Genomic DNA, 14,367 nt, shown 5'->3' on the forward strand with positions numbered 1-14,367 from the left:
ATACAAACTATGATTGGGGCTTCACGGATCCCGACCAAGGAGAACCATATGCCAATCGCCAGCAAGCAAACGGATATCGAGTCCCCACAACTCGGACTTTTCGACCTCCTCTACGGTGATATCGATTCCGAACTAGAGGACAAAGTAGCTATCATCGATGTGGCCGATGGCACCGAAACCACCTACGCCGAGCTGCGGACTTACACCGAATCCGCCGCCGGAGGCCTGTACCACCTGGGCGTTCAACCCGGCGATGTGGTGGCGCTACACTGCCCCAACTCCGTCGGCTTCATCGTCGCCGCGCACGCTGTGTGGCGACTCGGCGCTGTACTGAGCCCCGTGTCCCTGCTGGCCACCGAAGATTCTATCGCCGCCCAACTCGAGGACAGTGGCGCGTCCATGTTGCTCACCGTCGCCGCCCTCGGTGAGACGTCCGCCAACGCCGCCAAAAAGGTCGGTGTGGAGCAGGTTATTTTCCTCGACGCCAACAACGGGCTGCAACAGTGGTTCGCCGAGCGCCGCACCGCTCCTAAAGTCAAGATCAACAGCGCGTCTCACCTGGCCGCACTCCCCTATTCGTCTGGCACTACTGCTTTGCCCAAGGGAGTCCAGCTAACCCATGAGAACTTGGCGATGAATGTCATGCAGGCCAAATCCATGGGCTTGGTGAAGAAGGATGATGTGGTCTTCGGCGTGCTGCCGTTCTTCCACATCTATGGACTCACTGCGCTGGTCAACCTCGCCCTGGCTACAGGAGCCACTCTGGTCACGATGCCGCGCTTCGAAATTGACAGCTTCCTGCGCGCTCACCAACGATTCAACGTCACGTTCTCCTTCATTGCCCCGCCCATCGCAGTGGTGCTCGCCAAGCACCCAGCCGTGGACAACTACGACCTCTCCTCGCTGCGCGCGCTATTTTCCGGCGCTGCCAGCCTGAACGCGGACCTCGCAGCTGCGGTGGAAGATCGCTTGGGCGTGCACATGCAGCAGGGCTACGGCATGACGGAAACCTCCCCGATGACGCACATCAACATCAAGCCAGAGTATGACCGCGGCGCCATCGGCGAGGCAGTGCCCAACACCTCGCACAAGCTGATGGATCCAGAGACGTTGGAGGAAATCGACCTGCCGGATGGCGAGAAGCTCTCCGAGGTTGGCGAACTGTGGATCCAGGGGCCTCAGGTCATGCGCGGCTACCTCAACCGGCCCGAGGAAACCGCCGCCACCCTCACAGAGGACGGATGGCTGCGCACCGGCGATCTGGCAGTGCAAAACGCGCAAGGGCACGTGTTCATCGTGGATCGGCTCAAGGAACTGATAAAGTATAAGGGCTACCAAGTACCGCCAGCAGAGCTGGAAGCCGCCCTGCTCACCCACCATAACGTGGCAGATTCCGCCGCCATTGGCGTGCAGCGCGAGGGCGAGGAGATCCCAAAGGGATTTGTGGTTCTACAACCGGGCGTGGAAGCCACTGAGGAAGAGAAGAACGCGATCATGGCGCATGTGGCCGATTGCGTCGCGCCCTACAAGAAAATCCGGGAACTGGAATTCCTGGAGCACATCCCGAAGTCTGCGACCGGCAAAATTTTGCGTCGAGAATTAAAGGAACGCGAAACCAAACGCTAGTCCTCCAGCGGAACGCGGCGGTAAGTACCGTCGCGCAGGTCCGCGTCCTCGATCTCGTGGCGCGAGATTCCCAACAGGAACAGCACCTGGTCGAGGAACGGGTGGTTCACTGCAGCGTCCGCCACCTCACGCAGAGCAGGCTTGGCATTGAAGGCAATACCCAGGCCGGCCGTGGAGAGCATGTCAATATCATTGGCGCCATCGCCCACGGCCACGGTCTGGGACAGCTGAATTCCGTTTGACCACGCGAACTCCTTCAAGGACTCCGCCTTGGCACGACGGTCAATAACCGGGCCGATGACCCGTCCCGTGAGCTTGCCCTCCTTGATCTCCAAGGTGTTGGCTCGCGCGAAGTCCAGCTCCAGCTCCCGCGCCAGCGGCTCAATCACCTGGATGAACCCGCCAGACACCACGCCCGTCTTGTAACCCAACCGCTTCAACGTGCGGATTGTGGTGCGTGCACCTGGGGTGAGCTTGATATCGCGCGCCACGCTGTCCACCACGGAGGCATCCAGTCCGGCCAGAGCCTTCACGCGCTCGTGGAGGGATTCCGAGAAGTCCAGCTCGCCGCGCATCGCGCGCTCGGTGACCTCGGCAACCTCCGCTTCCTTCCCTGCGTACGCGGCCAGCATCTCGATGACCTCGTGCTGAATCAGCGTGGAGTCCACGTCGAAACAAATCAAACGCTTCGCCCGCCGCGCCAAGCCGCCGCGCTCGATGGCGATGTCCACGCCAATCTCGCCGGTGAGCTCCGCCAGAGCCTTACGAAGAGGCACACCGCCCCCGGGAGACGCATTGGCCACGGTCAGCTCCAGCTCCAACCCTGTGACTGGGTAATCGGCGATGCCATGAATCGAATCAATGTTGGCACCGTAATCCGCGAGCGTCTGTCCGATCTGCGAGATGTGCGCCGCGGTCACCGGCTGCCCAATCACCACCATGACGTGGGTAGAGCGCGGACGGGTCGATTCCAGGTCTCGGTCGGCTTGCACCTGCACGCCCATGCCATAGGAACTCAGCGTGGCCTGCATGCCGTCGCGAAGTGAATCGAGGTCTTGTTTCCCCACGCCGGCCAGCGCAGCCAAGGACAGATTGCCGCGGAAGACGGACTGCTCAATATCCAGCAGCTGCACCTGGAAGTCAGACAGGATGCTAAAGAACGCTGCGGTCACGCCGGGGCGGTCCGGGCCGGTGACGGTCAGTAGTGCCGGCACGAGTCCGTCTTCGAGGGTGTCAGTCACGGTGCCTTCGAATTGCGAATCAGCGTGTGGGTTGGATACGGGGCTTGTGTCAGAAGTCATTGTCCCTAGGTTCTTTGTATGTGCTTATGTGTGGCGCGTTGTGTCCGCCGGAAGTAATTACCAATCACTGACTAGGTTACGTCATAGCAGAAGCCACACCCTGCGTAGTTAGGGTGTGGCTTTTGTCTTGCTAGCTCACAAGCAGTGCACTGCAGTTGTGGACTTTCGTGCGCGCCGGAAGCAGGTGCTGCTTAGAAGTGGCGTCCCACGTGAGCTTCGTCGCGCATGCGCTTGACCATGTGTGGGTAGTGCAGCTCGAACGCTGGGCGCTCGGAGCGGATACGTGGCATGGAGGTGAAGTTGTGGCGTGGAGGAGGGCAAGACGTTGCCCACTCCAGGGAGTTGCCGTAGCCCCATGGATCGTCCACGGTGACAACCTCGCCGTAGCGGTAGGACTTGAACACGTTCCACAGGAATGGCAGCACGGAGATTGCCAGGATCAAGGTACCGATGGTGGATACCTGGTTGTAGATGGTGAAACCATCCGTTGGCAGGTAGTCCGCGTAGCGACGTGGCATGCCCTTGTTACCAACCCAGTGCTGGATCAGGAACGTGGTGTGGAAGCCGATCGTGGTCAGCCAGAAGTGCAGCTTGCCCAACTTCTCGTCCATCATGCGGCCGGTCATCTTCGGGAACCAGAAGTAGATTCCGGCGAAGGATGCGAAGGTCACGGTACCGAACAGGGTGTAGTGGAAGTGAGCCACCACGAAGTAGGTGTCAGAGACGTGGAAGTCCAGCGCTGGGGAAGCCAGCATGACACCGGTCAGACCACCGAAGAGGAAGGTAGCGAAGAAGCCGATGGAGAAGATCATCGGAGTCTCGAAGGTCAAGCGACCCTTCCACATGGTGCCCAGCCAGTTGAAGAACTTCATGCCGGTTGGCACGGCGATCAGATAGGTCATGAACGCGAAGAATGGAAGCATCACGGCGCCGGTCACGAACATGTGGTGAGCCCACACGGCCGTGGACAGTGCAGCGATGGACAGCGTTGCGAAGACCAGACCCACGTAGCCGAACATTGGCTTCCGGGAGAACACTGGGAAGATCTCGGAGACAATGCCGAAGAATGGCAGAGCCAAGATGTAAACCTCAGGGTGTCCGAAGAACCAGAACAGGTGCTGCCACAGGATGGCGCCGCCGTTGGCGCTGTCGAAGATGTGGCCACCGAGCTTGCGGTCGTAGTACACGCCCAGGGCAGCTGCGGTCAGCAGTGGGAAGATGAGCAGAACCAGCAGGGAGGTCACCAGGATGTTCCAGGTGAAGATCGGCATGCGGAACATGGTCATACCCGGTGCACGCAGACACAGGATGGTGGTGATCATGTTGACTGCAGAGGCAATGGTACCCACGCCGCCGACACCCACGCCGAGGATCCAGAGGTCAGAACCCACACCTGGGGAGTTAATGGCGTTAGCCAGCGGCTGGTACATGGTCCAGCCGAAGTCAGCCGCACCACCTGGGGTGAGGAAGCCGGTCAGCATGATGACACCACCGGCGGTGGTCAGCCAGAAGCCGAATGCGTTCAGACGTGGGAACGCCACGTCTGGGGCACCGATCTGCAGCGGCATCACGTAGTTAGCGAAGCCGAACACCATCGGGGATCCGTACAGCAGCAGCATGATGGTGCCGTGCATGGTGAACAGCTGGTTGAACTGCTCGTTAGACAGGAACTGAAGTCCTGGCTTAAACAGCTCGAGGCGCATGAGCAGGGCCATCAGGCCACCGATCATGAAGAAGCTGAAGGACATCATCATGTACATGATGCCCAGCTGCTTGTGGTCGGTCGTGGTCAGCATCAGCCATGCTTTGCTGCCCCGTCGACCTTGCTCGTTGAGCGGCGCCGGGCGGCTCGGAGCGACCTCGTGGGTCTCCCGTGGCGCTACTGCGGTCATTGGTTCCTCCTGACTACGCAATGATGTACTCGTCTTGCACATCATCAATTTTTTTTCTCTGCTGCTCAGAGGGCATTGATCGTCACGCATGTCCTTCTGAGGGCAGGAACATCTTCATCGTAATGGCTGGCAGCAGATTTCAATAGTCTGGCAGCGGCCTGTGTGAATGTTTTGTTCTTTTTGGGGGTGCTTAAAAAGCCCAGTCGTCGTCAGTCGTATTTTCCGCCTTGCCGATCACGTAGGAAGAGCCGGAGCCGGAGAAGAAGTCGTGGTTTTCGTCGCCACCAGGGTTCAGCGCGGACAGGATCGCCGGGGAAACGCGGGTCTCTTCGGCTGGGAACAGCCCTTCGTAACCCAGGTTGTTCAGAGCCTTGTTCGCGTTGTAGCGCAGGAAGCGCTTGACGTCCTCAGACCATCCCAAGTCGTCGTAGAGGTCCTCGGTGTACTGGGCTTCGTTGTCGTAGAGGTCAAACATCAGCTCGAAGGTGTGATCCTTGAGCTCCTGCTGGCGCTCTGGGGTCTCCTGCTCGAGCGCACGCTGGTACTTGTAGCCGATGTAGTAACCGTGCACGGACTCATCACGGATGATCAAGCGGATGATGTCTGCCGTGTTAGTCAGCTTCGCGTGGGAGGACCAGTACATCGGCAGATAGAAGCCGGAGTAGAACAGGAAGCTTTCCAGCAGCACGGAGGCAATCTTGCGCTTGAGCGGATCGTTGCCCTCGTAGAAGCCGAGGATGATGTCTGCCTTCTTCTGCAGCTTGTCGTTTTCCTCGGACCAGCGGAATGCGTCGTTGATCTCCGGGGTACTGGCCAGCGTCATGAAGATGGAAGAATAGGACTTCGCGTGCACGCTCTCCATGAAGGAGATATTGGTGAACACGGCTTCCTCGTGCATGGTCTGCGAGTCTTCAATGAGCTTGACCGCGCCCACGGTGCCTTGGATGGTGTCCAGCATGGTCAGGCCGGTGAACACGCGCATCGTGGTCTGTCGTTCGATGTCGTTGAGCGTGTGCCAGCTCTGCACGTCATTGGACAGCGGCACCTTTTCTGGCAGCCAGAAGTTGGCGGTCAACCGATCCCAGACCTCGAGGTCCTTGTCATCGGTGATGGCGTTCCAGTTGATGGCTGATACTGGGCTGCCAACCTCGTGGTGCGCAGGCGACTTCGGAGCATGATCGCTCATTGAAAAACCCCTTATTTTCTACCGCGCTAAATCTTGACGGTTTGCGCAGTTGAAGTACTTATTTTGTGTAATTTACCTTCATGGCATTGCAGCCTGTTCAGGCACTGGGAGCCATGTTACCTGTTGGTCTAGGGCGTCACCTATGCTGTCCGTCACCTCTTTGCTGCCCGACGCCAAACCCCTCCCTCACCAGCTTTTTCTACCCACTCCGGTTGGTTATATTTCCATTAATTGATCGCGCCTATCCTTGCCTTACCTTTCATTAGGCAAGGCTAGTAATCCTAGCGCAGCTGGAATTTTGCTCTTAAACTTCATGGCATGGCTATCAACGAGAAGTTTTCCGAGCAACTGAACCACCAAGTAAACGCTGAGCACCAGGCAGCGTTGATTTACACCCAGCTGGCTTACGAGCTGGATCAGCTGAGCCTTGTCGGCATGCGCGACTGGATGTTCGCCCAGGCTGCTGAAGAGCGTGAGCACGCACAGAAGTTCGCGGATCACCTGCTGGATCGCGGCGAGCGCGTCCTGCTCAAGGAGATCGACGTTCCTGAGCTGAAGGTAGGATCCGCACTGGAGGCTTTCGAGCACTCACTGTCTCACGAGCGCAAGGTCTCTGAGATGATCCGCGAGCTGGTCCGCACTGCTGATCAGGTCGGCGATATCGATTCTCGCTCCGTGCTGAACTGGTTCCTCTCCGAGCAGATCGAAGAAGAGGCTTCTGTCGAGGAGATCATCGAGCGCATCAAGCTGGTCGGCAACGATGGCGCTGGTCTGCTGCGCATCGATGGTGAGCTGGGACAGCGCGACCCAGAGTAAAAAAACTGCTTCAGAGCTGCAATGCTCTGAAGCTCTTCACCACAAGTAGTGCACCGCACACTAACCACCCCATTAAAAAGGCCGGGTCCGGAAGAAAACTTCCGGGCCCGGCCTTTTAGCTGCCGTTACAGCATGCAGCTCACGCAACCCTCAACTTCAGTGCCCATCAGCGCGGTCTGGCGCAGACGGATGTAGTAGATGGTCTTGATGCCCTTGCGCCATGCGTAGATCTGCGCACGGTTGATATCGCGGGTAGTGGCGGTGTCCTTGAAGAACAGGGTCAGGGACAGTCCCTGGTCCACGTACTTAGTTGCCACCGCGTATGTGTCGATGATCTTTTCGTAGCCGATCTCGTAGGCATCCTCGTAGTACTCGAGGTTGTCGTTCGTCATGTACGGCGCTGGGTAGTACACGCGGCCGATCTTGCCTTCCTTGCGGATTTCAATGCGGGAGGCGATCGGGTGAATCGAGGAGGTCGAGTTGTTGATGTAGGAGATCGATCCTGTGGGAGGAACGGCCTGCAGGTTCCGGTTGTAGAGGCCGTGCTCCTGCACGGATGCGCGCAGCTCGTCCCATTCCTTCTGGGTAGGGATCTGCACGGAGGAGTTGTCAAACAGTTCCTTGACCCGCTGCGTGGTGGGCTGGAATTCCTCCACGTTGTAGCGGTCGAAGAACTCGCCAGTGGCGTACTCGGAGTTTTCGAAGCCGTTGAACTTCTCGCCGCGTTCCTTAGCGATGGCGTTGGAGGACTTGATGGCCTCGAACATCACGGCGGCGAAGTACACGTTGGTGAAGTCCAGCGCCTCTTCGGAGCCGTAGTGAATGTGCTCGCGTCCCAGGTAGCCGTGCAGGTTCATCTGGCCCAGGCCGATGGCGTGAGAGTTGTCATTGCCCTGGCGAATGGACGGCACGGAATCGATGCTCGTCTGGTCTGCCACGGCGGTCAATCCACGGATGGCGGTATCGATGGTGCGGGAGAAGTCCTCGGAATCCATCGCGCGGGCGATATTCATGGAGCCCAGGTTGCAGGAGATGTCGTCGCCCACGGTGTCGTAGGTGAGGTCGTCATTGAATACGGACGGGGTAGAGACCTGCAGGATCTCGGAGCACAGGTTGGAGTGCGTGATGCGCCCCTCGATGGGGTTCGCGCGGTTCACGGTGTCCTCGAACATGATGTACGGGTAACCGGACTCGAACTGGATCTCGGCGAGCGTCTGGAAGAACTGACGCGCGTTGATCTTCTTCTTGGAGATGCGTGGGTCTTCCACCATCTCGTCGTAGTGCTCGGTCACGGAAACGTCCGCGAAAGGCTTGCCGTAGATGCGCTCCACGTCGTACGGGGAGAACAAGTACATGTCGTCGTTACGGCGGGCCAGTTCAAAGGTGATGTCCGGAATAACCACGCCCAGAGAAAGCGTCTTGATGCGGATCTTCTCATCCGCATTCTCGCGCTTGGTATCCAGGAAACGCAGGATGTCCGGGTGGTGGGCGTGCAGGTAGACAGCACCTGCACCCTGGCGCGCACCCAGCTGATTGGCGTAGCTGAAGGCATCTTCCAGCAGCTTCATCACGGGGATCACGCCGGAGGACTGATTTTCGATGTGCTTGATCGGCGCGCCGTGCTCACGCACGTTGCTCAGCAGCAGCGCCACACCACCGCCGCGCTTGGACAGCTGCAGCGCGGAGTTGATGGAACGGCCGATGGATTCCATGTTGTCTTCGATACGCAGCAGGAAGCAGGACACGGGCTCACCGCGCTGGGCCTTGCCGATGTTGAGGAAGGTCGGGGTGGCGGGCTGGAAGCGTCCGTCCATGACCTCGTCCACCAGGGCCTCAGCCAGCGTGCGGTCGCCGTCGGCTAGTCCCAGTGCCACCATGGACACACGATCTTCAAAGCGCTCCAGGTAACGGCGGCCATCGAAGGTCTTCAGGGTGTACGAGGTGTAGTACTTGTACGCACCGAGGAAGCTCTGGAAGCGGAACTTCTTGGCGTAGGCACGCTTGAACAGGGACTTAATAAAGGCGAAATCGTACTTCTCCAGCACTGCTGGGTCGTAGTACTTGTTTTCCAGCAGGTAGTCGATCTTTTCTTCCAGGTCGTGGAAGTAGACCGTGTTCTGGTTGACGTGCTGAAGGAAGAACTGGTTGGCCGCCTCGCGGTCCTTATCAAACTGGATGTTGCCCTGATCGTCGTACAGGTTCAGCATCGCGTTGAGGGCGTGGAAGTCTAGTTGATCTGCCTGGCTAACGGGCTCTGCCACGTTCTTGCCAAGTTCGGTCGTGCTGGTCATCGGCCTTGCTCTTTCCTGATTGTTTTCTTGCCTGGTCACCACGTGGGTGGCTGGCGGGTGCTGTCTTTTTGTGTCCGTGTTAGCGAGCGCGGTGTGCGCGTGGCCCCGATGGCATACCTATGTCATGCTACGGATTCCCATCGCCCGTTGTGCCTTAACGTGCGCTCAAATTCTTCGAGCCCCTCTTGAACTCGACGAACGTCGTGGTCGGTGCCCATGAGCTCAAATCTGTAGAGGTATGGCACCCCACATTTGGCCGCCACGATGTCTCCAGCCTTGCAGAAATCTGGTCCGAAGTTGAGGTTGCCCGAGGCGACAACTCCCCGCAATAGTGAGCGGTTCTGCTCGTTGTTGAGGAATTTGATCACTTGTTTAGGTACGGGCCGGCTGTAATCACCGGTCATGCCCGCTCCTCCGCCGTAGGTGGGGACGATCAGCACGTGGGGCTGGTCTACCACCAGTTCGCCTTCGGACTTTCGCAGTGGGATCCGGCGGGATTCCACGTCTAGTTTTTGGACGAATCGGTGGGTGTTGAGCGAGGTGGAGGAGAAATATGTCACCAACATGGTTGTTTTACGTCCTTTCCTTTTCGACGCCAAACTCGTCAATATCTGCACTCTCCCCATCGTCTGCAGCGATGGGCTGATCTGGTGTCCACGTGAGAAAGCGCGGTACGAGGGCTACGGCGATGAGCGTGCCGATGATCACCAGCACTCCCCCGGCTGCGGTGACCGTGCCCGCACTGAAGCGCGTGCCCGCCGCGCCGTGGACGATGTCTGCCAAGCGTGGGCCACCTACCACCACAACGATGAACACTCCTTGCAAGCGGCCGCGCATGGAATCCGTGACTCCCTCTTGCAGCATGGTGGAGCGCAGGACGGCGCTGAACATGTCTGCGGTGCCACCCACGGCGAAGGCGAGGAACGCGATCCACGCCCATAGGCCGATTGTGCCGTCGGCCTGGGACACCGCCAGTCCCATCACCACGATGGCGGCGCCCCACACCAGGATCGCCAACGTCACGCCCAACCCGCGTCGCGCGATGGCGGTGACGCGCCCGGAGAATACGCCGCCCAGCACAGCACCGATGGGCAGTGCTGCGAACAGCAGGGCATACATGAGTCCGCCGTCCGTGCCCTCGCCGAAGTCCACGTGGGACATCTGCGGAATCAGTGCGCGCGGGGAGCCGAAGATCATCGCGATCAGATCCACGACAAAAGTCATGAGAATAATCGGCTGGGTCAGCAGGAATGCGAAACCTTCGGCTACGGAGCGGAAGCCGGGGCGCTGAGTGGTGGCGTCGGAAGAAGAGGAATCAGGGCGCAACGAAGGCAGACGGTGCACGGCCCACAGGGTGGCGAACAGAGCGAGGAAATCCAGGAAGTAGAGCCAGGAAAAGCCCAGTACGGGGATCAACGCGCCGCCGACGAGGGGTCCCACGATCGCGCCGAGCTGCATAACCGTCATGTTGAGGCTGACGGCCGCGGCGATGTTCTCCTTGCCCACCAGCTTGGGGATGATCGCGGTGCGGGTGGGCTGGTTGATCGCGAAGAAGGCCTGCTGCACAGCGAACAGGCTCAGGATGAGCCACACGTTGTTTAGACCCATTGCGGCCTGTGCCCAGAACCCAGCGGCGGAGACGATCATGCCGATGGTGGTGATATGCAGAAGGATGCGCCTATCCATCGCATCCGCGAGTGCGCCGCCATAGAGGCCAAAAATGACGAGCGGCACGAGGCCGAACAAGCCGGACAAACCGACATAACCGGAGCTGCCAGTGACGGCGTAAATCTGGGCGGGAACGGCGAGGATGTTGAGCTGTGCACCGATGACAGTGACGATGTTAGCTAGCCAGAGATGGCGGAAATCATCGTGCTTCAGCGGGGCGGTATCCGCCATCAGCGAGCGCAAAGCCATGAGACATTCCTTTAAGCGACCATAAGAAAAGCCAGCCGGATTGAGCAGAGATACCGACTGGAAAGAGCGCTGTAAATCAGCGCGAAAGATGCGGCAACGTGGTGTGCCGCCGCCCGCTCTTTTGTAGCGCGGTGCGAGCTAGTTACGCAGCTGCAGAAGAAAGCTCGCGGATGCGGTCTGGGCGGTAGCCGGACCAGTTGTCCTCACCGGCAACCACAACAGGTGCCTGCAGGTGGCCCATGGCCATGACGTAATCGCGAGCGTCATCATCCAGGCTGATGTCCACCATGGTGTACTCCAAGCCGGCCTTATCGAGAGCGCGCTTGGTAGCGGTGCACTGAACGCAAGCTGGTTTGGTGTAAAGGGTGATCATTCTGCTGCTCCTTGGGAAGATCTGGCGTTTCGCCGGATGAAGTGTGGCGGTTCAGGCGCGGGCGCTAGGGCTGTTAGCGGTGAGCTCCTATGTCCGCGTGACTTGTCTGAGATTACACATCAAACCGCTGTGATACAACCCGAATAAACACAATATTTTGGGCAGTTACATGCATGTAAGCACTGCATATAGTGGTTTTGAAGAGCGAACCTGCAGGTGGTTGAAAACCCTGCCACTAGATATTGGTCGCTAAAAAACATTCTTGTAATTTCAACCGCGTTGCCCGTGCGTTGCCCACCGTATGAGACAGCGCAGTTCAGGGGCCCCAAAAAACTCTAGAAGACGAACTGCTCCAGGATTACAGCAACAAAGCCCAGGTACCACGCCACCAGAATCACCGTCGCAGGCATCACAACCCTGGCAGCAGACGCGCCGTCACGCTCTTTTCGACCCTGGCTGACGATGTGCGCCACCGTCATGACGAACAGCGGGAGCATCACGGACCACACCACCATGCAGTACGGACACAAAGCCACGATCTCGTAAATCGCCGCATAAGCCAGGTAGTGCACGAACAGCACGCCGAGCCCCAACCCCGCAGCCGTGGAGTACCAGATCCACCGTGGCAGCGTCACGCCACTAGCAATCAGCACGCCGAGAGTCATCACCACGGGAAACCCGATCATCCCCAGGAAGGGATTAGGAAAACCAAACGCGGAGGCTTGATCCGACTGCATCACATCCGTACAAGAAATCACCTCATTGAGCGTGCAGGCAGGGCTGAAGCTGGCATCCAGCATCAGCTGGATCTTGTCATACATAATCAGCGTGGAGAACCCCAGCCCGATCGTCGCCAGCACAAACATGGCGATTCCAAACGCTTTACTGGCGGGCATAGTCTTCATGGCGGGCACTCCCTAGAGGCAACAATCGAGGCAATTTCAGACGCGCGGTCTCAATTCATCCTATCGCGAGAAACTTTCCCCACATACGCCAAACCCCTCACCACACAGAATGTGACGAGGGGCTCAGTAAGCGTAGGAACCTACGCGGGCACGAGGGGCTTAGCCCTGGCGAGCCTTAAAACGTGGATCCTTCTTGTTGATCACGAAGACCTTACCGTGGCGACGCACAACCTGGGCACCCGGCTTGTTCTTTAGCGACCGAAGCGACTTACGAACCTTCATCGGGCGCTCCTTTCTTCATCGGCGACTTTTTAGCTGGTCAACGGAGCAGTTACACCGCCAGTTTCCAGCGACCCGGTGGCACCTTCCACGCACCGGGCACAAACACAAGGGTTAAGTTTACCCACATTCCGCCCTTGAACCAAATGCTTGCTGACCCCAGCACTACAACCGCGCATCGCGCTACCATCAAACCATGACTTCCCTGCATAACCGCATTATCAATGAACTCGGCGCACAGCCGTCCATCGACCCCGCCGACGAGGCCGAACGCCGCATCTCCTTCATCGCGGATTACCTCAAATCCACCGGCGCCCGCGCCTTGGTGCTGGGCATTTCGGGAGGGCAAGATTCCACCCTGGCTGGTCGTCTCTGCCAGCTTGCGGTGGAACGTCTAAATTCCTCTGAGACCGACGCCACCTCCGTCTCCCTCGCCGTAGCGAACACCGCCATTGACACTCGCTACCGCTTTATCGCGGTACGCCTCCCCTATGGCGTGCAGGCTGACGAAGACGATGCACAGACTGCACTGAAGTTCATCGAGCCTTCGCAGTCCGTGGTGGTCAACATCAAGGAAGCTACTGACGCGGCAGCGGCGGCGGTGACCCTAGCAATGGATATTGAGGAAGTCTCAGACTTCAACAAGGGAAACATCAAGGCTCGGCAGCGCATGGTGGCACAGTACGCCATTGCCGGGGAAGTCGGTGGGCTTGTCGTCGGCACGGATCACGCAGCTGAGGCAGTGACGGGTTTCTATACGAAACACGGCGACGGCGCGGCGGACCTCGTTCCCTTGGCCGGCCTGACGAAGAACCAGGGTGCGGCCATTCTGGAGTACCTGGGCGCGCCGGAATCCACGTGGAAGAAGGTGCCCACCGCAGATCTGGAGGAGGACCGTCCGGCGCTGGCGGATGAACAGGCGCTCGGCGTGACCTACCGCGATATCGACGGCTACCTGCAGAGCACACACAACGGAGATGACGTGCCGGGGAAATCCGCGCAGCGCATTGAAGACCTCTGGTTCCGCAGTAGGCACAAGCGCGCGCTGCCCGCCACCCCTGATGACCAGTGGTGGTTGGAGACCAAGAACTCGCTGGGCAACTAGGTCACGCTGTGAGCCGCAACCAAAGCAGCCGGGTAATCCTGCAGAACCATGCTTCCTAGCAAAGGGTCAACGGTGGCAGCTGCCATTATTCGAGGCACTGGCACAAGTTACGGCGCCATCATAGGTTGAGACCCTTAACAATTAGCGTTCAATGCTGAGAATAAAAGAAGCATCCACAGGTTTCGCAGAATCTATTTTCAAATTTTAAACGAAAGGAAACTTTGCCTCGGGCATTCATGCACCGCAAACGTGAGACCAATTCTTAACTTACGTTTCCTCGAATTCACCTTATGGCACTGAAAAACCCCGCCTCCAAGGGCGGGGTCTTTCTATCCCATGGAGGCTGGGATTTTTCGAGGCTTAGACAAACAGGCCAGCAACAGCCTCGACGAAGCCGGTGAGGCCTCCGGAAACCAGGCCAACCAGGGTGCTCAGGAAGGTTGCAAAAATGTCGATCATGACAGATCCTCTCTCTTGGTGGCGCCTTGGGGACAGTGGGTGTTGTTTTCGGCGCCGTTACTTAAACAATCGTCAGGCTCCCCACTTAGTTACACCGGGGGGAGAAACTACCCCGCCCCAAACGCATGTTGTCTTCCATCAGTGAGCCCCACCTGTCGTTTCCGGCGCCACCCCGCACATCTATAGATACCCCCGCCAATCCTGGTTCAGCACGGGG

At 58.6% G+C, this 14,367-nt stretch carries 12 protein-coding genes; 3 read left to right on the forward strand and 9 right to left on the reverse strand.

What is annotated here, in order from left to right; all coding sequences use genetic code 11:
- The first annotated feature begins 48 nt into the window (after nt 1–48).
- Nucleotides 49–1,626: an AMP-binding protein gene (locus tag IM764_RS01700; RefSeq protein WP_194186653.1), complete on the forward strand. Its 1,578-nt coding sequence runs from the start codon at nt 49–51 to the stop codon at nt 1,624–1,626.
- Here the strand turns inward: IM764_RS01700 and serB are convergent.
- From serB to nrdF, 3 genes are all read right to left on the reverse strand, one after another.
- Nucleotides 1,623–2,927 carry a phosphoserine phosphatase SerB gene (serB, locus tag IM764_RS01705; protein WP_194186654.1) on the reverse strand — a complete coding sequence of 435 codons (1,305 nt, stop codon included), beginning with the start codon at nt 2,925–2,927 and terminating at the stop codon, nt 1,623–1,625. The two genes, IM764_RS01700 and serB, sit on opposite strands and share 4 nt — an antisense overlap.
- 191 nt (nt 2,928–3,118) lie before the next feature.
- Nucleotides 3,119–4,819, reverse strand: coding sequence for a cytochrome c oxidase subunit I (ctaD, locus tag IM764_RS01710; protein ID WP_194186655.1), 1,701 nt, complete (start codon nt 4,817–4,819; stop codon nt 3,119–3,121).
- Between the two features lie 190 nt (nt 4,820–5,009).
- Nucleotides 5,010–6,005: a class 1b ribonucleoside-diphosphate reductase subunit beta gene (gene nrdF / locus IM764_RS01715; RefSeq protein WP_099299146.1), complete on the reverse strand. Its 996-nt coding sequence runs from the start codon at nt 6,003–6,005 to the stop codon at nt 5,010–5,012.
- A 318-nt stretch (nt 6,006–6,323) separates the two neighbouring features.
- Between nrdF and IM764_RS01720 the strand changes: the two genes are divergently transcribed.
- A complete protein-coding gene (locus tag IM764_RS01720; protein WP_099299145.1) occupies nt 6,324–6,821 on the forward strand; it encodes a ferritin in 498 nt (165 codons plus the stop codon).
- Nucleotides 6,822–6,946: 125 nt separating this feature from the next.
- On the opposite strand, the gene nrdE is transcribed toward IM764_RS01720, so the two are convergent.
- The 6 genes from nrdE to ykgO all read right to left on the reverse strand — a co-directional run bounded on the left by nrdE (nt 6,947) and on the right by ykgO (nt 12,589).
- Entirely contained in the window at nt 6,947–9,112 is a 2,166-nt protein-coding gene (nrdE, locus tag IM764_RS01725; protein ID WP_099299144.1) for a class 1b ribonucleoside-diphosphate reductase subunit alpha, read from the reverse strand.
- Nucleotides 9,113–9,234: 122 nt separating this feature from the next.
- Nucleotides 9,235–9,678, reverse strand: a complete 444-nt coding sequence (nrdI, locus tag IM764_RS01730) for a class Ib ribonucleoside-diphosphate reductase assembly flavoprotein NrdI (protein ID WP_099299143.1) — start codon at nt 9,676–9,678, stop codon at nt 9,235–9,237.
- Nucleotides 9,679–9,685: 7 nt separating this feature from the next.
- A complete protein-coding gene (locus IM764_RS01735; protein WP_194186656.1) occupies nt 9,686–11,029 on the reverse strand; it encodes an MFS transporter in 1,344 nt (447 codons plus the stop codon).
- Nucleotides 11,030–11,171: 142 nt separating this feature from the next.
- Nucleotides 11,172–11,402, reverse strand: coding sequence for a glutaredoxin-like protein NrdH (gene nrdH / locus IM764_RS01740; protein WP_099299142.1), 231 nt, complete (start codon nt 11,400–11,402; stop codon nt 11,172–11,174).
- A 335-nt stretch (nt 11,403–11,737) separates the two neighbouring features.
- On the reverse strand, nt 11,738–12,307 hold the full coding sequence (locus tag IM764_RS01745; RefSeq protein WP_228073199.1) for a vitamin K epoxide reductase family protein: 570 nt from the start codon (nt 12,305–12,307) through the stop codon (nt 11,738–11,740).
- 159 nt (nt 12,308–12,466) lie between these two features.
- Entirely contained in the window at nt 12,467–12,589 is a 123-nt protein-coding gene (gene ykgO, locus IM764_RS01750; RefSeq protein ID WP_012732041.1) for a type B 50S ribosomal protein L36, read from the reverse strand.
- Between the two features lie 193 nt (nt 12,590–12,782).
- On the opposite strand from ykgO, the gene nadE reads away from it, so the two are divergent.
- Nucleotides 12,783–13,691: an ammonia-dependent NAD(+) synthetase gene (gene nadE / locus IM764_RS01755; protein ID WP_194186657.1), complete on the forward strand. Its 909-nt coding sequence runs from the start codon at nt 12,783–12,785 to the stop codon at nt 13,689–13,691.
- Nucleotides 13,692–14,367: the final 676 nt, after the last annotated feature.

It is taken from the genome of Corynebacterium sp. ED61, from assembly GCF_015233855.1.
Classification (GTDB): domain Bacteria; phylum Actinomycetota; class Actinomycetes; order Mycobacteriales; family Mycobacteriaceae; genus Corynebacterium; species Corynebacterium dentalis.

Coding starts and splice junctions, on each gene's coding strand:
- serB (WP_194186654.1), bottom strand. CDS start 2,927: ATGACTTCTGACACAAGCCCCGTATCCAACCCACACGCTGATTCGCAA.
- nrdE (WP_099299144.1), bottom strand. CDS start 9,112: ATGACCAGCACGACCGAACTTGGCAAGAACGTGGCAGAGCCCGTTAGC.
- IM764_RS01745 (WP_228073199.1), bottom strand. CDS start 12,307: ATGAAGACTATGCCCGCCAGTAAAGCGTTTGGAATCGCCATGTTTGTG.
- ctaD (WP_194186655.1), bottom strand. CDS start 4,819: ATGACCGCAGTAGCGCCACGGGAGACCCACGAGGTCGCTCCGAGCCGC.
- ykgO (WP_012732041.1), bottom strand. CDS start 12,589: ATGAAGGTTCGTAAGTCGCTTCGGTCGCTAAAGAACAAGCCGGGTGCC.
- nrdH (WP_099299142.1), bottom strand. CDS start 11,402: ATGATCACCCTTTACACCAAACCAGCTTGCGTTCAGTGCACCGCTACC.
- nrdF (WP_099299146.1), bottom strand. CDS start 6,005: ATGAGCGATCATGCTCCGAAGTCGCCTGCGCACCACGAGGTTGGCAGC.
- nadE (WP_194186657.1), top strand. CDS start 12,783: ATGACTTCCCTGCATAACCGCATTATCAATGAACTCGGCGCACAGCCG.
- nrdI (WP_099299143.1), bottom strand. CDS start 9,678: ATGTTGGTGACATATTTCTCCTCCACCTCGCTCAACACCCACCGATTC.
- IM764_RS01735 (WP_194186656.1), bottom strand. CDS start 11,029: ATGGCTTTGCGCTCGCTGATGGCGGATACCGCCCCGCTGAAGCACGAT.
- IM764_RS01700 (WP_194186653.1), top strand. CDS start 49: ATGCCAATCGCCAGCAAGCAAACGGATATCGAGTCCCCACAACTCGGA.
- IM764_RS01720 (WP_099299145.1), top strand. CDS start 6,324: ATGGCTATCAACGAGAAGTTTTCCGAGCAACTGAACCACCAAGTAAAC.